General features: G+C 71.8%; 18 protein-coding genes. 7 read left to right on the top strand and 11 right to left on the bottom strand.

Annotation, left to right across the window (positions count from 1 at the left end; genetic code table 11):
* Window positions 1-46: 46 nt before the first annotated feature.
* Window positions 47-637 (bottom strand): snapalysin family zinc-dependent metalloprotease, encoded by a 591-nt coding sequence (locus tag ACFWRO_RS30640; RefSeq protein WP_384515838.1) that lies wholly within the window; start codon window positions 635-637, stop codon window positions 47-49.
* Window positions 638-827: 190 nt separating this feature from the next.
* Here ACFWRO_RS30640 and ACFWRO_RS30645 point away from each other — a divergent pair, with 190 nt between their 5' ends.
* Entirely contained in the window at window positions 828-2204 is a 1377-nt protein-coding gene (locus tag ACFWRO_RS30645; protein WP_384515841.1) for a pyridoxal phosphate-dependent decarboxylase family protein, read from the top strand.
* A gap of 33 nt (window positions 2205-2237) precedes the next feature.
* On the opposite strand, the gene lysA is transcribed toward ACFWRO_RS30645, so the two are convergent.
* Window positions 2238-3533: a diaminopimelate decarboxylase gene (lysA, locus tag ACFWRO_RS30650; protein WP_384515844.1), complete on the bottom strand. Its 1296-nt coding sequence runs from the start codon at window positions 3531-3533 to the stop codon at window positions 2238-2240.
* 102 nt (window positions 3534-3635) lie between these two features.
* On the opposite strand from lysA, the gene ACFWRO_RS30655 reads away from it, so the two are divergent.
* Entirely contained in the window at window positions 3636-5324 is a 1689-nt protein-coding gene (locus ACFWRO_RS30655; RefSeq protein ID WP_384515846.1) for a PucR family transcriptional regulator, read from the top strand.
* Here ACFWRO_RS30655 and ACFWRO_RS30660 read toward each other — a convergent pair.
* From ACFWRO_RS30660 to ACFWRO_RS30670, 3 genes are all read right to left on the bottom strand, one after another.
* Window positions 5260-6813, bottom strand: a complete 1554-nt coding sequence (locus ACFWRO_RS30660; protein WP_384515849.1) for an APC family permease — start codon at window positions 6811-6813, stop codon at window positions 5260-5262. The two genes, ACFWRO_RS30655 and ACFWRO_RS30660, sit on opposite strands and share 65 nt — an antisense overlap.
* A gap of 200 nt (window positions 6814-7013) precedes the next feature.
* On the bottom strand, window positions 7014-7976 hold the full coding sequence (locus ACFWRO_RS30665) for an aldo/keto reductase family oxidoreductase (RefSeq protein ID WP_384515852.1): 963 nt from the start codon (window positions 7974-7976) through the stop codon (window positions 7014-7016).
* A gap of 40 nt (window positions 7977-8016) precedes the next feature.
* A complete protein-coding gene (locus ACFWRO_RS30670; protein WP_384515855.1) occupies window positions 8017-8418 on the bottom strand; it encodes a hypothetical protein in 402 nt (133 codons plus the stop codon).
* 137 nt (window positions 8419-8555) lie between these two features.
* Here ACFWRO_RS30670 and ACFWRO_RS30675 point away from each other — a divergent pair, with 137 nt between their 5' ends.
* From ACFWRO_RS30675 to ACFWRO_RS30685, 3 genes are all read left to right on the top strand, one after another.
* Complete coding sequence (locus tag ACFWRO_RS30675) at window positions 8556-8972, top strand: VOC family protein (protein ID WP_384515858.1); 417 nt, start codon at window positions 8556-8558, stop codon at window positions 8970-8972.
* Window positions 8973-9066: 94 nt separating this feature from the next.
* Window positions 9067-9630, top strand: a complete 564-nt coding sequence (locus tag ACFWRO_RS30680) for a PadR family transcriptional regulator (RefSeq protein ID WP_384515860.1) — start codon at window positions 9067-9069, stop codon at window positions 9628-9630.
* Window positions 9631-9679: 49 nt separating this feature from the next.
* Window positions 9680-11419: an acyl-CoA dehydrogenase family protein gene (locus tag ACFWRO_RS30685; protein ID WP_384515863.1), complete on the top strand. Its 1740-nt coding sequence runs from the start codon at window positions 9680-9682 to the stop codon at window positions 11417-11419.
* Window positions 11420-11483: 64 nt separating this feature from the next.
* Here ACFWRO_RS30685 and ACFWRO_RS30690 read toward each other — a convergent pair whose 3' ends face one another.
* The 6 genes from ACFWRO_RS30690 to solA form a co-directional block, all read right to left on the bottom strand.
* A complete protein-coding gene (locus ACFWRO_RS30690) occupies window positions 11484-12521 on the bottom strand; it encodes an MASE1 domain-containing protein (protein WP_384515920.1) in 1038 nt (345 codons plus the stop codon).
* A 68-nt stretch (window positions 12522-12589) separates the two neighbouring features.
* Window positions 12590-13543, bottom strand: coding sequence for a PP2C family protein-serine/threonine phosphatase (locus tag ACFWRO_RS30695; protein ID WP_384515866.1), 954 nt, complete (start codon window positions 13541-13543; stop codon window positions 12590-12592).
* Window positions 13544-13608: 65 nt separating this feature from the next.
* Window positions 13609-14724: a PP2C family protein-serine/threonine phosphatase gene (locus ACFWRO_RS30700; protein WP_384515868.1), complete on the bottom strand. Its 1116-nt coding sequence runs from the start codon at window positions 14722-14724 to the stop codon at window positions 13609-13611.
* A gap of 169 nt (window positions 14725-14893) precedes the next feature.
* Window positions 14894-15952 carry a hypothetical protein gene (locus tag ACFWRO_RS30705; protein ID WP_384515871.1) on the bottom strand — a complete coding sequence of 353 codons (1059 nt, stop codon included), beginning with the start codon at window positions 15950-15952 and terminating at the stop codon, window positions 14894-14896.
* A gap of 33 nt (window positions 15953-15985) precedes the next feature.
* Window positions 15986-17257: an alpha-L-fucosidase gene (locus tag ACFWRO_RS30710; protein WP_384515874.1), complete on the bottom strand. Its 1272-nt coding sequence runs from the start codon at window positions 17255-17257 to the stop codon at window positions 15986-15988.
* A 75-nt stretch (window positions 17258-17332) separates the two neighbouring features.
* Window positions 17333-18496 carry an N-methyl-L-tryptophan oxidase gene (gene solA, locus ACFWRO_RS30715; RefSeq protein ID WP_384515876.1) on the bottom strand — a complete coding sequence of 388 codons (1164 nt, stop codon included), beginning with the start codon at window positions 18494-18496 and terminating at the stop codon, window positions 17333-17335.
* A 183-nt stretch (window positions 18497-18679) separates the two neighbouring features.
* Between solA and ACFWRO_RS30720 the strand changes: the two genes are divergently transcribed.
* Window positions 18680-19810 (top strand): sensor histidine kinase, encoded by a 1131-nt coding sequence (locus tag ACFWRO_RS30720; RefSeq protein WP_384515878.1) that lies wholly within the window; start codon window positions 18680-18682, stop codon window positions 19808-19810.
* 387 nt (window positions 19811-20197) lie between these two features.
* Complete coding sequence (locus tag ACFWRO_RS30725; protein ID WP_384515881.1) at window positions 20198-20605, top strand: ATP-binding protein; 408 nt, start codon at window positions 20198-20200, stop codon at window positions 20603-20605.
* Window positions 20606-20688: the final 83 nt, after the last annotated feature.

Genomic DNA, 20688 nt, shown 5'->3' on the forward strand with positions numbered 1-20688 from the left:
GCCCGGTCAGTCGGTCGGTCGGTCGGTCAGCCAGTCCGTCAGTCGGTCAGGGCATGTCCACGAGGACGCGGCCGTCGGTCGGAATGCGGGTGGCGGCGCCGTTGGCGTAGGCGGACTCCACTCGGGCGCGCTCCGTCGCGTTCGGGACCGCGTTGGTGCACGCCGTGCCGGGGCTCGAGCCCGACATGAGCTGCGAGCACGGGCCCGGTTTGGTGTCGGGGAGGCCCAGGCTGTGGCCGAGTTCGTGCGCGGCTATGCGGGTCTTGTCGTAGCCCTGGGTCACCGCCTGGCTGCCGAGTTCGACGCGGACCTGCCTGCCTGGACGGACTGGGCCGAGGGTGGCCTGGGGCCAGCCGCTGGTGGCGACGATCACGATCTCGGCCCGGGTGCCCGGCGCGGCCTCGACCAGCTCGACGTTGTCGACGCTCGCGTTCCACGAGGCGACTCCGGCCGCGATGGCGGCCTCCCAGCCGCCGGCCCGGCTGTCGTCGTAACGAAGGGTCACCACGGCCGACGCGCTCGGCGCCGACGGCTCGGGCGCGGACAAGGACGTGGGCGCTGCGTACGCGGCGGTCGTCGTGGCGAGGATGACCGACGCGGTCACCGTGCCCGCCTTCAGCCATGTGCAGAGCGGCATTGCTTCTCCTTCACTCGTGGGGGCTCGGTACCTGGCGGAACCGAGAGTGCGGGAAGAGCTGCACCGGACGGTCGGCGCTCCGGGGCCATCCGACGTCATGCCCCCGCGCCGCGATCGTCATGCACCTGTCATTCACTTCCTTCACGTCCACCACTTGCCGTGCGCCCGCGACAGTCGCATAGTCCGAGGTATGGACGCGCGCGAGGTGGCGCTCCAAAAGGCGTACGACCATGCGGTCCGGTGGCTGGCGAGTCTGCCCGACCGCAGGGTGCCCGCCCGTGCCTCGGTCGACGAGATCGTGCGCGCGCTCGGCGAGGAACTGCCCGCCGGCCCCAGCCCGCCCGCCGATGTCGTCGAGCTGATGGCCACCTCCTGCGAGCCGGGGCTCACCGCGTTCCCCAGCGGCCGCTTCTACGGGTTCGTCGTCGGCGGCACCGAACCGGCGGCGCTCGCCGCGGACTGGCTGGTCAGCGCCTGGGACCAGAACTGTGTGATGCGTACGGTGTCGCCCGCGTACACGGCGGTCGAGGAGATCGCCGGCGCCTGGTTGCTCGATCTGCTCGGACTGCCGGGCGACAGCTCCGTCGGCTTCACCACGGGCGCCACGATGGCGAACTTCACCTGCCTCGCCGCCGGTCGGGACGCGGTGCTGCGGCGCGCCGGCTGGAACGTCGCTCGCGACGGCCTCACGGGTGGGCCTGGCGTACGGGTCGTCGCCGGCGAGTCCCGGCACATGGCCATCGATCTGGCCCTGCGCTATCTCGGGCTCGGCAGGCCCGAGTTGGTGCGGGCCGACGGTCAAGGACGCCTTGAGCCCGATGCGTTGCGGCGCGCGCTGACGGCCGGCGACAGCCAGGACCCCTCCCCCACGATCGTGATCCTCCAGGCCGGTGACATCCATTCCGGCGCCTTCGACCCCTTCGCGGAGTGCGTCGGTATCGCGCGCGAGGCGGGCGCCTGGGTGCATGTCGACGGCGCGTTCGGGCTGTGGGCGGCCGCCTCGCCGCGCTACGCCCACCTGACGGCGGGCAGCGCGGACGCGGACTCCTGGGCGACGGACGCCCACAAGACGCTGAACGTCCCGTACGACTGCGGGCTCGCGATCGTGCGCGATCCGTCGGCGCTCCGGGCGGCGATGGGCGAGCAGGGCGACTACCTCATCCAGCACGAGCACGGCGACCCCATCGACAAGGTTCCCGAGCTGTCGAGGCGCGGCAGGGCGTTCACCGTGTGGGCCGCGCTCAGGTCCCTCGGCCGGTCGGGCGTGGCCGAGCTCGTCGAGCGGCTGTGCCGTCACGCCTCCGCGTTCGCCGCAGGCATCGCCGACATCGACGGCGCGACGGTGCTCAACGACGTCGCGTTCACGCAGGTCTGCGCCGAGTTCGGCGGCGACGCCCGTACGGACCGGGTACTGGCCCGGCTGCTCGACGACGGCACGGCGTGGATCAGCGGCTCCACCTGGCACGACACACGCGTCATGCGCATCTCGGTGAGCAACTGGTCGACCACCGACGAGGACGTACGGCGCACACTGGACGCGATCCGGCGTGCGGCCGCCGCCGACTGACCGAGCCGGCCGCCGCGCACCGCGCCCCGCGGGTCAGGCCTCGGGAACATCGCGGCGCAGGAGGTCCTCGTAGGTCTCCCGGCGGACCACCGCGCGAGCCTGGCCGTCCCGGACGAAGACGACCGGTGGGCGGCGGGCGCCGTTGTAGTTGTTGGAGAGCGAGTAGCAGTAGGCGCCGGTGACCGGGACGGCGATGACGTCGCCCGCCTCGGGGGCCGGCAGGTGGACGCCGCGGATGAGGGTGTCGCCCGATTCGCAGTGCCGGCCCACGAGGTCGCACGGTTCTCCGCCGCCCACCCGTGAGGCGACGGCGGCCTCGAATCGCTGGCCGTAGAGCATGGGTTCGAGGTTGTCCGCCATGCCTCCGTCGACGGCGACCAGCGTCCGCTCGCCCGGCTTGACCGTGACCACGCGGTACAGGGTCGTCGCGGCCTCGGCCACAAGGGAGCGGCCGGGCTCGATGACGAGACGGGCGGTGGCCGGGAGGTGCTTGCGGGCGCTGTCGGTCAGGGTGCGGACGTACTCCTCGACGGTCGGGGGGCGGTCGTCGTACGTGTAGCGGACGCCCAGGCCGCCGCCGAGGTCGTACACCGCGTGTTCGCCGAGTTCGTCGAGCCGGGCCAGCGCTTCGACGGCGCGCTGGAACGGCTCGGTGTCGAGCAGCTGCGAGCCCACGTGGACGTGCAGTCCGTCGAGACGGAGGCGGTCACTGGCGCGCAGCCGTGCGGCGGCGCGCATCGCGTCGGGGACGGAGAGGCCGAACTTCGAACCGCGCTGTCCCGTCGCCATGGCCTCGTGCGTGTCGGCGTCGACCTCGGGGATGACGCGCAGCAGGACCCGTTGCCCGCCGTCGCCGACGAGGCGTTCCAGGCGGTCGATGTCGTGGAAGTTGTCCACGACGATCGTCCCGGCGCCGGCCTCCACCGCCATCGCCAGTTCCTCGTCGGTCTTGGCGTTGCCGTGCACGACGAGCTTCGCGGGATCGACGCCGGCGGCGAGCGCCGCGACGAGTTCACCGCCTCCGGCCACGTCGACCCCAAGGCCCTCCTCGACGAGGGTGCGTACGACGGCCGTGCACGGGAAGGACTTCGAGGCGAAGACGGCTTGGCTGTTCGGCCAATGCTCGGCGAGCGCCCGCACGTACTGGCGCGCCCGCGCGCGCAGCGCGTTCTCGTCGACCACGACGGCCGGGGTGCCGAACTGGTCCGCCAGGTCGCTCGCGCGGCACCCACCGATCACGAGATGACCGTCTTCGTCCAGGTGGGAGCCCTGCGGGAAGAGCGAGACGAGATCGGAGGCGGAGGCGGGCGAGAGTGCGGGCACGTTCATCAGCGAGGGTTCCCATCGTCGTCGGCTGTACGGTGCACGGCTATCCTGGCAGCCGCCGAGGAGGCCTGAGATGGCCGATCAGCCCATGAAGCGAGGTCTGCGTTGTCCGAGTCGACAATGATGGCTGCCGTCGAGGCGGCCGGGGAAACGGGCACGTTGAGAGAGCTGGTGGACGGCTTCGGCCACTCCCCCGCGCGGGCGCTGGTGGCGCCCGCCGGTCTCGACGTCCCGGTGCGCGGCACCGTGATCCACGACGCGGAGGAGGACCTGGCGCCCTCGCCGGGCGCCCTGCTCCTCCTGGTCGGCGTCAACGTCCTGGACGTCCGCGCCTCGGGGCTGCTGCGCCGCGCGGCGGACCGGGGCTTCGCCGGAGTCGTGGTGAAGCAGCGCGGCCGCGACGTGTCGGCGCTCGTCGAGGAGGCGCGGTCCTGCGGCATCGCCGTCCTCGCGGTGGCCGACGACACGTCGTGGCGGGATGCCGACGCCGCCTTGAGCTCCCTGCTGGCGGCCCACGGATGCGGGATTCCGACCGGTTCCGCCCCGGCCGGCGGCGAGGAGCTCTTCGCCCTCGCCGACGACCTCGCGGCCGTCGTCGGCGGCTCGGTGGCGATCGAGGACCTGGACCAGAACATCGTCGCGTACTCGAAGGTCGCCGGGTCCCGCATCGACGCGGTACGCGAACGGGGCATCCTCCAGCGCCGCGTACCGGACGTGCCGGAGCAGCGGCGGCAGTACCGGCAGGTCCTCGCGGCCTCGGGAGCGGTCCGATTCCCCGCCATGGGCGAGGAGTTGCCCCGGGCCGCCGTGGCGATCCGGGCGGGAACCCTGCCGCTGGGCACCCTGTGGGCGATCGAGCCGGAGGAAGGACTGACCGCGACCGCCGAGAAGGCGCTGGTGGAGGCGGCCCGGCTCGCCGCACCGCACCTGCTGCGCGCGCTCAACCTCCCGGAGGCGGAGCGGCGCATGCGGCGAGACACCCTGCGGGCCGTCCTGAACAACTCCGGCCCATCGACCGAGGAGGCGGCGGAGCTGCTGGGGCTGCGCCCCGGCGGGGAGTTCTGCCTGGTCGCCTTCGCGCCGCCGGACCGGCCTGACCGGGTCTCGGTGGACGGTCCCCGGGGCGCGGTCGAGTCCGCGCTGCTGACGCACATCGAGCTGGTGCTCGTGCGGCACTGCGCCGCTCATCGTGCGGAGGCCACCGTCGCGGCCACGGCCGGCGCCGCCTACGTCCTGCTGCCGGCCACGGGTCCTGGCGCGGGCAGACGCTTCGCCGATGCCGCGCTCGCCACCGTTCGGCGGGCGGTCGGGGACGACGTGTGCGCGGCGGTGACACGGCCGTACGCCGATCTCGGCAATCCGGCCGTGCTGCGCCGTGAGGCGGACGGCGTCCTGCGCGCCGTCGCGCAGAACGGGCCGAACCGTCCGGCCGCCACGGCCGAGGACGTACGGCACCAGATCCTGCTCGACCGGTTGGGGGACGAGCTCGAACGGGACCCCTGGCTGCGGCTTTCCGCCGTGGACGACCTCGTGGCCCACGACGAGACGCAGGGGACGGAGTACGCGAGGACGGCCACGGCCTGGCTCGACGCCGTGGGGGACGTCGCGTCCGCCGCGGCACGGCTGCAGGTGCATCCGAACACCTTGCGCCACCGGCTGCGGCGGATACGCGAACTCTTCCGCATCGATCTCGACGACCCCGACGTACGCCTGGTCGCCTGGATCGAACTCAGACGTGCGGCGGAGCGGGCTCGTTCCGACCGGCCGGCGGCAGCCCCTCGGCGGCGGCCGTAGCCACGCCGCCGTCCGCTCCGGAACCGGGCGCGGGCACGGGCGCGGGCGCGTCCGCTCCGGGGCGCAGCCGCGAATGCCGGCGCCCGAAGCCGACGTAGAGGGCGGCCGCGAGGAGCAGCCAGAACCCGAACAGCGTCCAGGTGAGCCCGGGCAGCAGCCACGCCAGGTACAGGCACGACACCGCGGAGAGGACGGGTACGACGGGGTAGAACGGCACCCGGAACGGACGCGGGGCGTCCGGCGCGATCCGGCGGAGGACGACGAGGGCGCCGGCCACGGCGATGAAGGCGATCAGCGTGCCCAGGCTCGTCAGGTCCGCGAGGTGCTGCAGCGGGACGAACGCGGCGAGCAGCCCGACCCCCGCGCCGACGATCCAGGTGTTGCCCACCGGGGTGTGCCGCTTGCGGTCGACGCGGCGGAAGATCTCCGGTACGAGCCCGTCGCGCGCCATCGAGAAGAGGATGCGGGTCTGGCCGAACAGCGTCACAAGGACGACGCTGAAGATGGAGACGACGGCTCCGGCGGAGAGCAGCAGCGCGGGCCATCCGGCGCCGGTCACATCGCGCAGGATCTCCGCAAGGACGGCCTGTCCTGCGTCCGCCTGCTTCCCGAACTCGCCCGCCGGCTGGGCGCCGACACCGGCGACGGCGACGGCTATGTAGAGGGCGGTGACGGTGAGCAGGGTGAAGAGCAGCGCGAGAGGGATCGTGCGGCGCGGATTGCGCACCTCCTCACCGGCGGTGGAGACGGCGTCGAACCCGATGAAGGAGAAGAAGACGCCCGAGGCGGCGACGGCCACACCACCCATGCCGTGAGGTGCGAAGTCGGAGAAGTGGTCGCCGTTGAAAGCGGTCAGCGCGACGGCGACGAAGAAGACCAGCACACCGATCTTGACGCAGACCATGACCGCGTTGACGACGGCGGACTCCCGCGTCCCCCGGGCCAGGAGCAGCGAGCACAGCAGGACCACGACGAGGGCCGGGATGTTGACGTAACCCCCGGCGCCCGGCGGCTGGCTGATGGCGTCCGGGAGGGCGAAGCCGAAGAGGCTGCTGGTGACCTCGTTGAGGTACTGGCCCCAGCTGACCGCCACGGTGGAGACGGCGACGCCGTATTCGAGGATCAGGCAGGAGGCGACGAGATACGCGGCGCCCTCACCGAGGGAGGCGTACGCGTACGAGTACGTGCTGCCGGCGACGGGGACGGCACCGGCCAGTTCGACGTAGCAGAGCGCGCCGAGCCCGGCCACCACCGCGGCCAGGGCGAACGACAGGACCACGCCCGGGCCGGCCTTGGGCACGGTCGTACCGAGTACGAAGAAGATCCCCGTGCCCACGACCGAGCTGATCCCGAGCAGCGTGAGCTGCCACAGCCCCATGCTGCGCCGCAGCGGAGGCCCTGCGGTCGCGGACTCTGTCGCGGAGCCGGCCTCCGCGATCATCAGGTCGAGCGGCTTGCGCCGCGTCAACTCCCTGGCCAATGAGCCCATGGCGTCTCCTTCGGATCCCTGTGCACCCGCTCGTCCGCGGGTTCCGTGTGAGCCTGCGGCCATGGCTCACCTGGAACAACGGGGAAGCGGCGCGTTCACGGACCGTCGGATTGGCCGATTCGACAAAGACAGGCAGAGAGAGGCGGAGACGGACGGAGAGCGACGGAGACGGATGGAGGCAGGCCCCGGCGCGTCGGCGGCTACGGCAGGGCTGCGCCGCGGGCGGAGATCCACAGGGCGTACCACTCGTCGTGGCTGAGGGCGGGCTCGGCCGTCGCGGCGTCGCGGCAGGCGCGGATGCGCCCCGGGTTCGTCGTGCCGATGACGGGGGCGATCCGGGCCGGGTGGCGCCGCAGCCACCAGAGGACGATGGTCTCCGGCGTGGTGCCCTTGGCCGCGGCGAGCGAGGTGACGAGCGCGGCCGTGGCCGTCTCCTGCGGGGTCTGCTGGGCCCCGGCGTAGCGCCCTTGCGCAAGCGCGCCCCAGGCCTGGAGCGTGATGCCGTGGGTCAGGCAGTGCTCGACGGTGCCGGCGGGGAATCCGTTGGCGGCGGACTCGGGGGTGTTGACGAGGACGCCGTCCTCCAGCCAGGCGCGCCGGTGGAGGCTCATCTCCAGTTGGTTGGCCACGAGCGGCAGATCCAGGTGGGCCTGGAGCCGGGCGATCTGCGCGGAGTTCATGTTCGAGACGCCGAAACGGCGGACGAGGCCCTGCCGGTGAAGGGAGGTCAGGGCGTCGCCGATCTCGGCGGGGTCGGCCAGCGGGTCGGGGCGGTGGAGGAGGAGGACGTCGACGACGTCGGTACGCAGCCGCTCCAGGCTCTCCTCGACCCGGTGGACGATGGAGGTGCCCCGCAGGTCGTACATCCCGGGCCGGTCCCCGTCGGCAAGGCGGATGCCGCACTTGGTCTGCAGGGTGATCCGCTCGCGGAGCCCGGTCGAGCGGGCCAGGACCTCGCCGAAGACGGCTTCCGCCTTCCCGTGCCGGTAGATGTCGGCGTGGTCGAAGGCGGTGATGCCGCTGTCGAGGGCCGCCTCGACGGCGGCCTCCGCGGCGTCGATGTCGGCGGCCGTGTGGGGGCTCGTGTCCCAGCTTCCGCCCAGGCCCATGGAGCCCAGGAGGAGTCGGTGGTCGGTCGTCTCGGTCTTCTCCGGCGTGGTCACCGGGGCACTTTCGCACAGCCGGCGAGCAGCCGCGCGGCCTTTACGCCGCGTCCGCCTCGGGCTGCTCCGCCGGGCCGCGTCGGCGGGCCCGTACGAAGCGCACCAGGCGGGTGATGACGTAGCCAAGGAGCCACGGCAGCACCGTGATGCCGCCGACATACACGAGCAGATGGCCGAGCAAGTCGTCCAGGGCCGCCGGCGGGTCCAAGCCGCCGTCCACCCGCCTCGGCCGCTCCCACTTCTCCAAGGGGAAGGTGGTGAGGATCGTCGAGGTCAGCAACGGTGTCAGCGGGACGAGGACCGACCACAGCCGGGGCCGGCGACCGGGCGCCGAGGCGCACCACACCCCCAGCGAGACCATGGCGAACGGCCCGAACGGCACCCACAGGAGCGTCGGGAGCATGAGCAGCGCCCACCAGTCGTCCGAGTACCCGAACATCATCGGCGTCGCCCCCCTGCTTCGCCCACCCCTCACCCAGCAGGGTCAACCTACCGTCGGCGAGCCCCCACGGCATCCGCGTTTCCGGGCGTAGATGTCAATCTACGCAGAGCTGACAGATCGCCACGAAAGGAAGCCTCATGCCGTCCCGACTCAACCCGTACCTGACCTTCGACGGAGACGCCCGGCAGGCCATGGAGTTCTACAAGGAGGTCTTCGGCGGCACCCTGGCGCTGAACACCTACGGCGAGTTCGGCGAGAAGGAGGCCGGGGACGCCGTCGACAAGATCATGCACGGCATGCTGGAGACCGACAGCGGCTTCACGCTCATGGCCGGCGACGTCGCCCCGGGGATGGAGTTCCGGCCCGGGAACACCATCTCCGTGAGCGTGAGCGGGGAGGACGACGACGAGCTGCGCGGGTACTGGGCCAAGCTCTCCGGCGACGGCACGGTCTCCGTCCCGCTGGAGATGCAGATGTGGGGTGATGTCTTCGGCATGTGTACGGACAGCTACGGCATCACCTGGCTCGTCAACATCAGCGGGCAGCAGTCCTGACCGTGCGCCAGGCACCCGGTGAGGGGTGGTGAGTCACGTCTCACCGGGGCGGCCGGGCTTGCCTATGCAACGAGTTGCATAGAAGGATTCCTCCGTGGCGATCGAGCACGCGATTCTTGTCTCCCTGCTGGAGAAGCCGGGTTCCGGTTACGAACTGGCCCGGCGCTTCGAGCGGTCCATCGGGTACTTCTGGACCGCCAGCCATCAGCAGATCTACCGCGTCCTCAAGCGGATGGAGAGCGACGGCTGGATCGACGTCCGGGACGTGCCGCAACAGGGCCGGCCGGACAAGAAGGAGTACTCCGTCGCCGGTCCCGGACGAGCGGCCCTTTCCACCTGGCTGCACGAGCCGATCGAGCCCGAGAGCGTCCGGCACGACCTCGCCGTGAAGATCCGCGGCGCCGCGTTCGACGACCCCGCCGCGCTGATCAGCGAGGTGGAGCGGCACCGGCAGGCGCACACCGAACGCCTCGCCCACTATCTCGCGGGCGAGGAACGGGACTTCACGGGTCCCGGGGCGCCTCCCGATGACCCGGGCGCTGCGGGCAGGGAGCTCCAGCACGTCGTGCTGCGCGGTGGTATCGCGTACGAGCGGATGACGCTCGCCTGGCTCGACGACGTCCTCGCCACGCTCCACCGGCTCGAATCCGAACGCTGAAGCACCACCCCTCATCCCTCATCCCTCACCGGACGGAAAGACGGAGCTCATGGCCGACTCGCTGTTGTTCAACCCGCACACCTACGACCCGGCACACTTCGACGCCGAGACCCGTCGGCTGCTGCGCGCCACCGTGGACTGGTTCGAGGAGCGTGGCAAGCGCCAGCTGATAGCGGACTACCGGTCCCGTGCCTGGCTGGCCGACTTCCTGGCCTTCTCGGCCAAGGAGGGACTGTTCGCGACGTTCCTTACGCCGTCCTCCGCGGCGGAGGGTGAGGGCGAAGGTCAGGGCGCGGGTGACAAGCGCTGGGACACCGCGCGCATCGCCGCCCTCAACGAGATCCTCGGTTTCTACGGACTCGACTATTGGTACGCCTGGCAGGTGACCATCCTCGGCCTCGGCCCCGTCTGGCAGAGCGAGAACCCCGCCGCCCGCGCCCGCGCGGCCGAACTTCTCTCCCAGGGTGAGGTGTTCGCCTTCGGCCTGTCGGAGAAGACCCACGGCGCCGACATCTACTCCACCGACATGCTCCTCGAGCCCGACGGCAATGGCGGGTTCCGGGCCACCGGTTCGAAGTACTACATCGGCAATGGCAACGCCGCCGGGCTCGTCTCCGTCTTCGGCCGCCGCACCGACGTCGAGGGCCCCGACGGCTACGTCTTCTTCGCCGCCGACAGCCGGCACGAGGCGTACCACCTCGTGAAGAACGTCGTCGACTCGTCGAAGTACGTCAGCGAGTTCCGCCTCGAGGGCTATCCCGTAGCGGCCGAGGACGTCCTGCACACCGGCCGTGCCGCCTTCGACGCCGCCCTCAACACCGTGAACGTCGGCAAGTTCAACCTGTGCACCGCCTCGATCGGCATCTGCGAGCACGCGATGTACGAGGCGGTCACCCACGCCCACAACCGCATCCTCTACGGCCGTCCCGTCACCGCCTTCCCGCACGTGCGGCGCGAGCTGACCGACGCCTACGTCCGTCTGGTCGGCATGAAGCTGTTCAGCGACCGCGCGGTCGACTACTTCCGCTCCGCCGGCCCCGACGACCGCCGCTACCTCCTCTTCAACCCGATGACGAAGATGAAGGTGACCACGGAGGGCGAGAAGGTCATCGACCTGATGTGGGACGTCATCGCCGCGAAGGGGTTCGAGAAGGACAACTACTTCGCCCAGGCGGCCGTAGAGATCCGCGGCCTGCCGAAGCTGGAGGGCACGGTCCACGTCAACCTGGCGCTGATCCTGAAGTTCATGCGGAACCACCTGCTCGACCCGGTCGCGTACGAGCCCGTCCCGACCCGTCTCGACGCGGCGGACGACGCCTTCCTCTTCCGCCAGGGACCGGCCCGCGGCCTGGGGTCCGTACGCTTCCACGACTGGCGCACGGCGTACGACGCCTACGCCCACCTGCCCAACGTCGGCCGCTTCCGCGAGCAGGCCGACGCCCTGTGCGCGTTCGTGGCCACCGCTGCGCCCGACGAGGAGCAGAGCCGCGACCTCGACCTGCTGCTCGCCGTCGGCCAGCTCTTCGCGCTCGTCGTCCACGGCCAGCTGGTCCTGGAGCAGGCCCGCCTCACGGAGCTCGACGAGGACGTCCTGGACGAGCTGTTCGCCGTGCTCGTACGGGACTTCTCCGCGCACGCCGTCGAGCTGCACGGCAAGGACTCGGCCACCGACGAGCAGCAGCGCTGGTCGCTGGGCGCCGTCCGGCGACCGGTCGTCGACGAGGCGCGTTCGGGCCGGGTCTGGCAGCGCGTCGAGGCGCTGTCGGGTTCGTACGAGATGGCACCGTAAGGCCGCCGCCCCAGCCTCCCCTGCCCGTCCTCGGTCTGTTGGGCCGAGGACGGGCAGGCGGTTTTCAGGGCGACGGGTGCTCGGGAGGCGGCCCGGGTGGAGGCTCGGGCGGAGGTTGAGACGGTGGCTGAGGTGGGGGCTCGGGCAGGAGCTCGGGCGGGTCGTCGTACGACTCGGGCCCCGGATCCAGCCGGGCCACCATCTCCGCGAGCCGCGCGCAGACCTGCTTGATCTCATCATGCGTCTCGTCACGTTCCGTGATGACGGCCGCGAGCAGCAGGGCCGTCAGCGCCGTCGTGCCGTTGAAGGCCTGGAGCGTGACCATGTCCGCGAAGACGTCCTCGCCGTCGAAAGGGCCCCGGCTGCCGGCCGCGGCCAGGATCGCGAGGATCGACACCGCCAGCGCACAGGGCGCCGCGCCCGCCAGGCGGAAGCGGAAGGCCGCCCAGATCAGGAACGGCGAGACGAGGAAGAGCAGGTTCGTGTCGGACGTGCGGGTCGCCAGGAGCGTGACGAGGACCGTGCCGAGCGCCAGCGCCACCGCCTCGATCCAGCGGCCGGGTCCGGCCCGCGACGGCCACCGGGCCCTGCGCAGCACGAACAGGAACGGCGTGACGACCAGGATTCCCATCGCGTCGCCGGTCCACCACACCGACCAGGTCGGCCAGAAGTCCTCGGCGTCCAGTGCTCCTGAGAGGACGAGGACTCCGCTGCCGATGGTCGAACTGATCAGCATTCCGGCGAGCGCCCCGAGGAAGATCAGCGCCAGTACGTCCCGCAGGCGGTCGAGCTGGGTCCTGAACCCCACTCTGCGGAGCATCAGGAAGGCGCAGACCGGCGCCAGGGTGTTGCCCAGGGTGATGACCAGCACCGAGAGCAGCGACGGCCCGAGGGACACATTGGCCAGGAAGGCGCCCAGTGCGATGCCCGGCCAGACGCGCAGCCCCAGCATGAACAGCGCGGCCAGGGCGACGCCGGTCGGCGGCCACAGGGGCGTGACCTGGTCGCGTACCAGCTGCTGGAGAAGGCCGACCCGAGCCGAGGCGTAGTAGACGGCGGCTACGGCGAGGATGCGCAGAGCTGCGGACCCGTGACGACCCATCTCCACACTGCGCACGACGTCAGTCTGCACGCGGAACCCGCCGCCTGCGACCCAGCGCCGTCCATCGGTCAGGCCGGGACGTCGGGGCCGTCGTGGTCCTGCGGGCTGTCGAAGCCATGCGGCCCGTCGAAGCCATGCCAGCCGTCGTCGTCCTGCGGCCCGTCGTCGTCCCGCGGGCCGTCGTAACAGACGGCGAGGACCGCGGCGTCGTCGCGGTGTCCCGTCAGGTCGGCCACCTTGACGACCGCGGACGCCAGCACGTCGGGATCGGCGTCGAACCCCGCGCGTACCAGCGCTGCCACCTCGGCGAGCCCGGACTCCATCGGGTAGTGCGGGCCCTCGACAACACCGTCGGTGAGCAGCACGAGCGCCCCTGCCTCGGTGAGGCGCCGGTGGGTCACGGGGTACCGCTCGCCCGCCACGATGCCGAGCGGCGGCCCGCCGTTGTCGAGCGCGATGCCGTACCGACCGCCTGCCGTGGCCCAGACCATCGGGACATGGCCGGCCCTGGAGACCGTGAGATCGCGCGTGACCGGGTCGAAGCGGAGGAAGCAGCAGGTCGCGAAGCGGCCGACGCCCATGGCGATCAGCAGGTCGTTGGCGCGGCCAAGTACCTCTCGGGTGTCGCTCGTCGCCTGTGCGAGGGCGCGCAGGCTGGTACGCACCTGGCCCATGAAGGCGATCGCCTCCACATCGTGGCCCTGTACGTCGCCGATCGTGAGCCCCAGGGACCCGTCGTGCATGACGAAGGCGTCGTACCAGTCGCCGCCCACGTCCAGACCGTCTCGTGCGGGCGCGTACCTGGCGGCGAGATGCAGCCCGGGCAGCTCGGGCAGCCCGGGCGGCAGCATGTGGCGCTGCAGGGCCACAGCCAGCTCGACGCGGGCCCGCTGGAACTCGATCCGTTCCACGGCCTGGTCGACGAGCTGCCCGAGAGCGACCAGAAGCTGCTGCACGCTGTCGGGCGGCTCGGGACGGTGTCCGCGGTCTCCGCGCTCTCCGCGCATGACGGCTCCCGGCATCCACAGGCTCCTCACCTCACCCTAGCCGCCGCTGTCGCGTGCCTCCACAGGGGTGAGATCCGGGTTCAGGCCGGTTCGCGGGGGACGAAGGTCATGGCGAGAACGGCCTGATCGTCGCCGTCGGACGTGGGCGACCACTTCTTGACGTCGTTCTCCAGGAACGAGACGACCTCGTGCGGATCCACCGCGCACCCGTCACGGAAGCGTGCGGCAAGGCGTTCCAGGACCGGGTAGAACGTGCCCTCCGCGCTGCGGGCCTCGCTGACGCCGTCCGTGTAGACGACGAGCGCTTCACCCGGATGGAGCCGGTGCTCGGTCGTCCGGGACGCGTCGGGACCGAGCTCGCGAAGGCCCAGGGGGAGTTCCGGGATCGTGTCCAGGGGGCGGGCCCCGTGGGGGCCGACGGCGATCGGGGGCGGGTGGCCGCAGTCCACGATGCGTACGGTGCCCTCGGTGAGCTCCATGACGAGAGCGGTCACGAACAGTTCCGGATCGCCGGCCGCCTCACGTGGGACGTTGCGGTCGATGCTCAGCTCAAGGCGGTCGGCCAGGTCGGGGAGGTTCCGCCATTCGTGGGCGGAGACCCGGAAGCTGCCGAGGACGGCGGCGACCGCTTGCACGGCGTCCAGCCCCTTCCCCCGTACGTCACCGATGACCGCCCGTACGCCGAAGGGTGTTTCGCACAGGCTGTAGAGATCACCGCCGACCAGGGTGCCGCCCTCACCGGCCGTGTAGTAGCCGGCGGCGCGCACGTCTCCGACCTGGGGCGGCACGGGCCGCAGCAGGGTGCGCTGCATGGCCTCGGCGACCGAGTTCGCGCGGATCAGGTGCCGCTGCGCGCGTTCCCGCTGCTGGGCGAGGAGGACGCTGACCACTCCGATGACGAGCGTCGCGGCGTACAGGGCCACGTGGTGCTCCTCGTCGAAGTGGCCCGGCCGCCGCGCCGCCAGGAGCATCTGGAGTCCCAGGCACACCACGGCCGACACGGCCGTGCCCTTGGGCCCACGCGTGGCCGCGACCAGCGGCGGGACACCCGTGAGCACGAAGCTCACCGGTTCTCGGCCCCCGAGGGCCACATCGACGATCAGGGCGAGGCCCACCCCGAGGAACGGCAGCCACCAGAGCCATCCCCGTCGCCACACGCTGAGCCGACGGTCCGACGAGGAGGTCTCACTACGCACGTGCGCACTCTAGGGCCGAGCCACCGGCTTCGAGTCTCCCGGCACGCTGGGACGACGTACGGGCACGGGGCCCGGGGCGCACCCTGCTTGTGGTGCGCCCCCTCAGCCGATCGGTGATGGGTGTGACGGGTGATGGCTGCGATGGGTGACGGGCCTGATGGGTGCTGGGTCAGCCGGTCGGCAGGCCCAGGCCGTAGTACGTGATGTCGTAGCCGTTCACGTACCCGGCCTCACCGCCGACGATCAGGTCGGTGGGCTCGCTCACCCCCGCCGCCCTGGCGGTCGCGACCATCATCTCCGCGAGGGCGCGGCTCTTCGGTTCGCCGGGGCCGCCCGCGTCCACGCGCCACACCGGATCGTCGTCGTCGAAGACCGACGCGGTGTGCGGGTGTTCGGCGACCGTGCCCCAGCCGAGTGCGGCGGCGTCCACGTCGTCCGGGGCGAAGCAGCCGATCGAGAGCCGCTCGTCGCACGTCACCTCGAAGAGCAGCGGCGCGCTCTGTGCGTTGCGCCCGTAGAGCGGCATCGCGATCCGGATGCCCAGGGCGGTGGTCTCGGCGGGCAGCGCGCCCAGGAAGTCCGCGAGCGACCGTGTGACGGTCTCCCAGCTCTGGGCGGTCCAGCCGCCCGGGAAGCCGAGGCCGATGTTGGCCCGGTCGCGGTTGCTGCCGAAGAAGCCGCTGATCGCGTGCTCCTCGCCGACGCCTTGCCGCCAGAACCAGTTCTCCGCAGGGCCGGTCGGCTGCAGCACCAGCTCCGGCCCCGCCTTCCCTGCGCGCAGTTCGAGCGTGTCCTGCTGGCCACGCCAGCGCAGGAACGGCGCTCCCCAGGACGGTTCGCTGTCGTAGAACGGGCCCATCTCACCGTGCGAGCCCATGATGGACGGCGTACCCAATGCCTCGGTCAACTCCTCCTTGGCGGCCCGGAAGGCGGCTGCCTGCGCCGCGGCGTCCGGGGCGGGAAGCGCCACCGGGACGGCGATCTCCACGTACGACTCGCCGAAGACGTACCGCTTCTCGTACCGGCCGACCGGGCGGACTCGAGCATCGCCCGCGGCCCGACCGGTGGCCAGCACCGGAGCCTCCGGCGTGCCGCCCCAGGCCCACCCCAACTCGGCCGCGGCCGCCTGCAGTCCCTCCGGCGTCCAGCCGTCGGTGTCGGCCGCGACGAGTCGCCGGGCGAGCTCGCCGATGGATTCTTCTGTCGTGCTTCCCCGTTGCGCGTTCATCCGGCCATCGTTTCGCATCCGGACGCCGCGGGGTCAACGGGGGTCGGGTTCGTCGAACTTGTCCGCCATGAAGGCGGGCTGGGGCTGCAGATCGGGCCTGGCCGTGTGGCCGGTGCGGTAGGCGGTGACCGAGGAGAGGGTGCCGCCGCCCTGGAAGCGGACGCGGAGCTCGCTCGCCGTCGTGGTCCGCGTCGCGTGGACCCGTCGTACTCCGACGGTGCCGCCCTCCGCGACGGGGTCGCCGTCGGCGAGGACCTCGTGCCCGGTGATGTGCTGGCCCGACGCCAGCTCCTCGCGCAGCTGAAGGTGGTCGAAGGTGACCGGTCCGGGGAAACGGACGCGTATCTCGCCCTCGCCGGCGGGGCTGAGTTCGCCCCGCAGGGGTTCGGCGAAGCGGCGTCGCAGCTCGGCGGTGAAGTCGAGCAGACGGGTCCGGTCGGCCGCGTCGATGAGGCCGCGACGGTCCGGCGGAACGTTGAGCAGGAGACCGGCGCCGAGTCCCACGGACCGGTACCAGATGGCGAGCAGGTGTTCCCGGCTCTTGAGGGTGTGCAGGTCGTCGGGCTGCCAGAACCAGTGCCGCCGGATGGGTACGTCGCACTCCGGCGGCAGGTAGCGCACCCCGTCGAGGCCCTGGGCGCCGTCGTCGTAGATGCTGATGCCCGTGGCGTCGGTGGCGTACCAGCAGGGGTCGGCGGCGAGACCGTCCTCGTTGCCCGCCCAACGAAGGTTGGGACGGCCCATGTTGAAGACCATGGCGTCGGGCTGGTGGGTGTCGACGACGGCCATGAAGGCGTCCCAGTCGTAGCTGCGGTTCTCCGATCCGGCGCCGTCGAACCACAGCTCGGTGAGTGGTCCGTAGCGGGTGCAGAGCTCGGTCAACTGCCGGACGTAGAAGGCGTCGTACGCCTTCGGATCGTCGTAGCAGGCGGCGTTGCGGTCCCACGGCGAGAGGTAGAGCCCGAGTCCGATGCCCACCTCACGGCAGGCCTCCGCCAGCTCCGCGACGACGTCTCCGCGCCCGCCGCGCCACGGCGACGAGGCCACGGAGTAGGGGGTCGTGTCGGTGGGCCAGAGGCAGAATCCGTCGTGGTGCTTGGCGGTCAGGATCACATGCCCCGCTCCCGCCTCGGCCGCGGTCTCCGCCCACTGCCGGGCGTCCAGCCCCGTCGGGTCGAAGGTCGCGGCGTCGAGCGTCCCGTCGCTCCACTCCTTGCCGTGGAACGTGTTGACGCCGAAGTGCAGGAAGAGCCCGAAAGCGCTTTCCTGCCAGGCGAGCTGGGCGTCAGTGGGAATGACCGTCATGGGGCCGTACTGTACGCCCAACACGCCGAGCCGTTCCAGGGGTGGTCAGCAAGCGCTTTCTGTCCCCCTCTCCTACTAACCGCCGACGGCGGAGGTCCGAGGGCGGCCGGCGTCGAAGAGGTCGATGGGGTGGGGCGTGGCGGCGTCGGTGGCGAGGTCGGCGAGGATCTCGCCGATCACCGGGACGAACTTGAAGCCGTGGCCGGAGAATCCGCAGGCCACGGTGACTTCGGGGTGGCGGGGGTGTGCGGAGACGACGAAGTGCTCGTCCGGCGTCAGCGAGTACGTGCAGGCGGCGCCCTTGATGAGGTCCCCGGCCAGTGTGGGGATGCGCGTGCGCAGGTACGTGCGCATCTCCTCCACCTCGTGCGGGTGGATGTCCCGGTCGAGCGTGTCCGGGTCGATCGGGGCGGCGACGCCCTCGTGGAAGGCGACCTTGGCGCCGCCGTCCGGGCCGTCCAGGGCGGGGAATCCGTAGATCGAGGTGCCTGTGCGGTCCTCCCAGACGTACACGGGATGCTGCTCCGGTACGAAGGGCGCCGTACCGCCCTCGGGGGCGAACCAGTACATGACGCGGCGCTCCACGCGCACAGGGACGCCGATGTCCGCAAGGAGCCGCGGCGCCCACGCGCCGGGGGCGATGACGAGACGTTCCGCCAGGTACGTCGCCCGGGCGGTGACGACCCGGACTCCGCCACCGGCGTCGACGTCCCAGCGCAGGACCGGCTCCTCGAAGTGCAGTTCGGCGCCGCGCGCCGCGGCCAGGTCGAGATGCGTGGAGACCGTCAGCTCGGGCCGGGCGACCCCCGCCTCACGCTCGAAGAAACCCACCTCGTCGGCAGCCGGAGCGAAGGTGGGGAAACGGCGCCGGATCTCCGCGCTGTCCAGCACCTCGTGCGCCAGGTCCCACGCCTTCGCGCTCCGCACGCTGCCGGCGACCATCCGGCTGTCCTGCGGTCCGATGACCAGCCCGCCCGTGGTGGTGAACACCTCATGCCCCGAGTCCGCGTTCAGCTGCTCCCACAGCTCACGGGCCCTCAGGAGCAGCGGGACGTACGACTCGCCCTCGGCGTAGCTCTGCCGGTAGATGCGCGAGCCGCCGTGGCTGGCGCCGAGCGCGTGGGCCGGCCCGAACCGTTCCAGACCGAGGACACTCCGGCCACGGCCGGCGAGGTGGTAGGCGGCGGCGCTGCCCATAGCGCCGAGGCCCACCACGATGACGTCGTAGGAACGGGTCACGTCATGCCTCCCGGGGCACACGAACGGACGAGAAATCCGGGTCACCGTACCCTCCACTCCCCCGGCGCGCCGCCGACTCGCCGGTGCCCGTCACGACGGTCGGCCGGGCCGTGCCGTGTTGGGATGCTCACGGGCGGAATCGGCAGGTACGGTGCCTGCCGACCGCCGGCTGCGAGGGACACCATGGTGCGCAAGCGGATCGCGATCGGTCTCCTGGCGGTGCTGCTGCCCGCGCTCGTGGTGGCCGAGTACCTGCGGGTCGACTACGAGTCGGCCACGGAGCGTACGACCGGTCTGGTCACCGGTCTGCTGGTCTGTCTGTGCGCGCTGCCGGTACGGCGGGTACGGCTCGAGGTCAGGGCGGCGACGGCGGCGCTGGTGTCGCTCGGGGCGACGGTCGTACTGCTGCTCGCGGGCCTGCCCCTTCGGAACTGGGGCGTGGGTGAGTCGATCGCCCTGCTGTTCCTGCTGTGGCCGGTGCTGCGGCGCAGCGACGTACGGACGGCGGTGCGGCTCGGCCCGCTGCTCGCGGTGGCGGCGGTGGCCGTACCCCCGCGTGATCTGCACGCGCTGAACCTCCTGGAGATGGCGGCGACGGCGGGCGTCGCGGCCAACGCGCTGTCCCTGCGCGTGCACGACGGCCGGCGGGCCACCGACCTGGCGGCCGTGCGCGCGGATGAACGCCGGGACCTGGCACGGGAGTTGCATGACCTGGTGGCCCATCATGTCGCGGGCATCGTGGTGATGGCCCAGGCGGGCCACTGGACCGCCGGTACGTCGGAAGCGGGTGAGCGCGCCGCGGAGGCGTTCACCCGGATCGCGGCGGAGGGCGACGAGGCGCTGGCGGCCATGCACCGCCTGGTGGGGATGTTGCGGGAGGGAACCCAGCTGGAGCCCGTCGCCGGGATGGAGCAGGTCCGCGAGCTGGTGGACGCCTTCTCGCGGACCGGACCGCGAGCGGTCCTGGAGGTGGAGCCGGGGGTGGGGGAACGCGTCGACGAGCTGCTCGCGGTGACCGTGCACCGGATCGTGCGCGAGTCGTTGACCAATGTCCGCAAGCACGCGGTCGGCGCGACCGAGGTACGGGTGTCGGTGCGCGCCGAGGGTCCAACGGGGGTACGTGTCACGGTCCGCGACGACGGCCGGTCCGCCCCGCACTCGGACGACCGGCGGCGCCGCCGTGACGGGTTCGGGGTGGTCGGCATGACCGAGCGGGCTGACGTTCTGGGCGGGCGGCTCACGGCGGGCCCCATGCCCGAGGGCGGCTGGCAGGTGGACGCCCTGTTCCCGGGCGGGGAGACCTGGCGGTCTTGACGGCGCGGGGGCGGGAACCGGATCGATGCCCCGGGCACGTTTCTCGGCCGAATGGCCGAGGTGGGTGTGGCCACACGGCCGAAGCACCGCGGGGCGCGAGGTTCCTACCGTGAAGTTCCTGGGCCACGGAGCGACCCGGAGCCGGCCCGCACCTGCACTTCGAGGTCCGCACCGGCCCCGACCACGGCAGCGACATCGACCCCGTCGCGTACCTTCGCGGTCTCGGCGTCTCCCTGTGACGTGCGTGGTGGCGATGACGATCGTCACTCCCCCCAGTGACGTGCGTACCGCGAGGCGAGGGAGAAAGTGAGCGGATCGGCGGCCTTTTCGCGGTCACGCTGGAAGAGGAAGCCAGGGGGGCCGACCACTTCGATGTGGAGAGCCATCATGAACGAGCTGTGCGGTACGGCCGTCCTGTCCCGTCACCCGCGTGCGGCCGCCGAGGCCCGTGTGGTGCTGAAGGCCGTCGCTCCTGGCGACCACAGCGGCAGCGACACCGCCGAGCTCCTGCTCTCCGAGGTCGTGGGCAATGCCGTCCGCTACGCCACGGGCGAGGAGATCCAGGTCGCGGTCGGCTTCGACGAAGGCACCGGGGTCATCACCGGCGCCGTCTTCGACGCGGAGCCCGGTCTGGGAGGCGGCGTCCGCTCCTGCCACGTGACCGCGGCCGAGGACGCGGGTCTGGAGACCGGGCGCGGTCTCGACCTGCTCGACATGCTGGCCGAGGCGTGGGGCGTGGCGACGGTGGGTTCTCAGGGGAAGTGGGTCTGGTTCCAGGTCCCGGCCGCCGCGTGACCGGCTGGATGCGGCTCCTTCTCATGCCGGGCCTGACGTCCACCCCTCGGCTCGGCGGGCTGCCTCGCCCGTACCCTGAACCC

It is taken from the genome of Streptomyces sp. NPDC058579, assembly GCF_042718575.1.
Classification (GTDB): Bacteria; Actinomycetota; Actinomycetes; order Streptomycetales; family Streptomycetaceae; genus Streptomyces.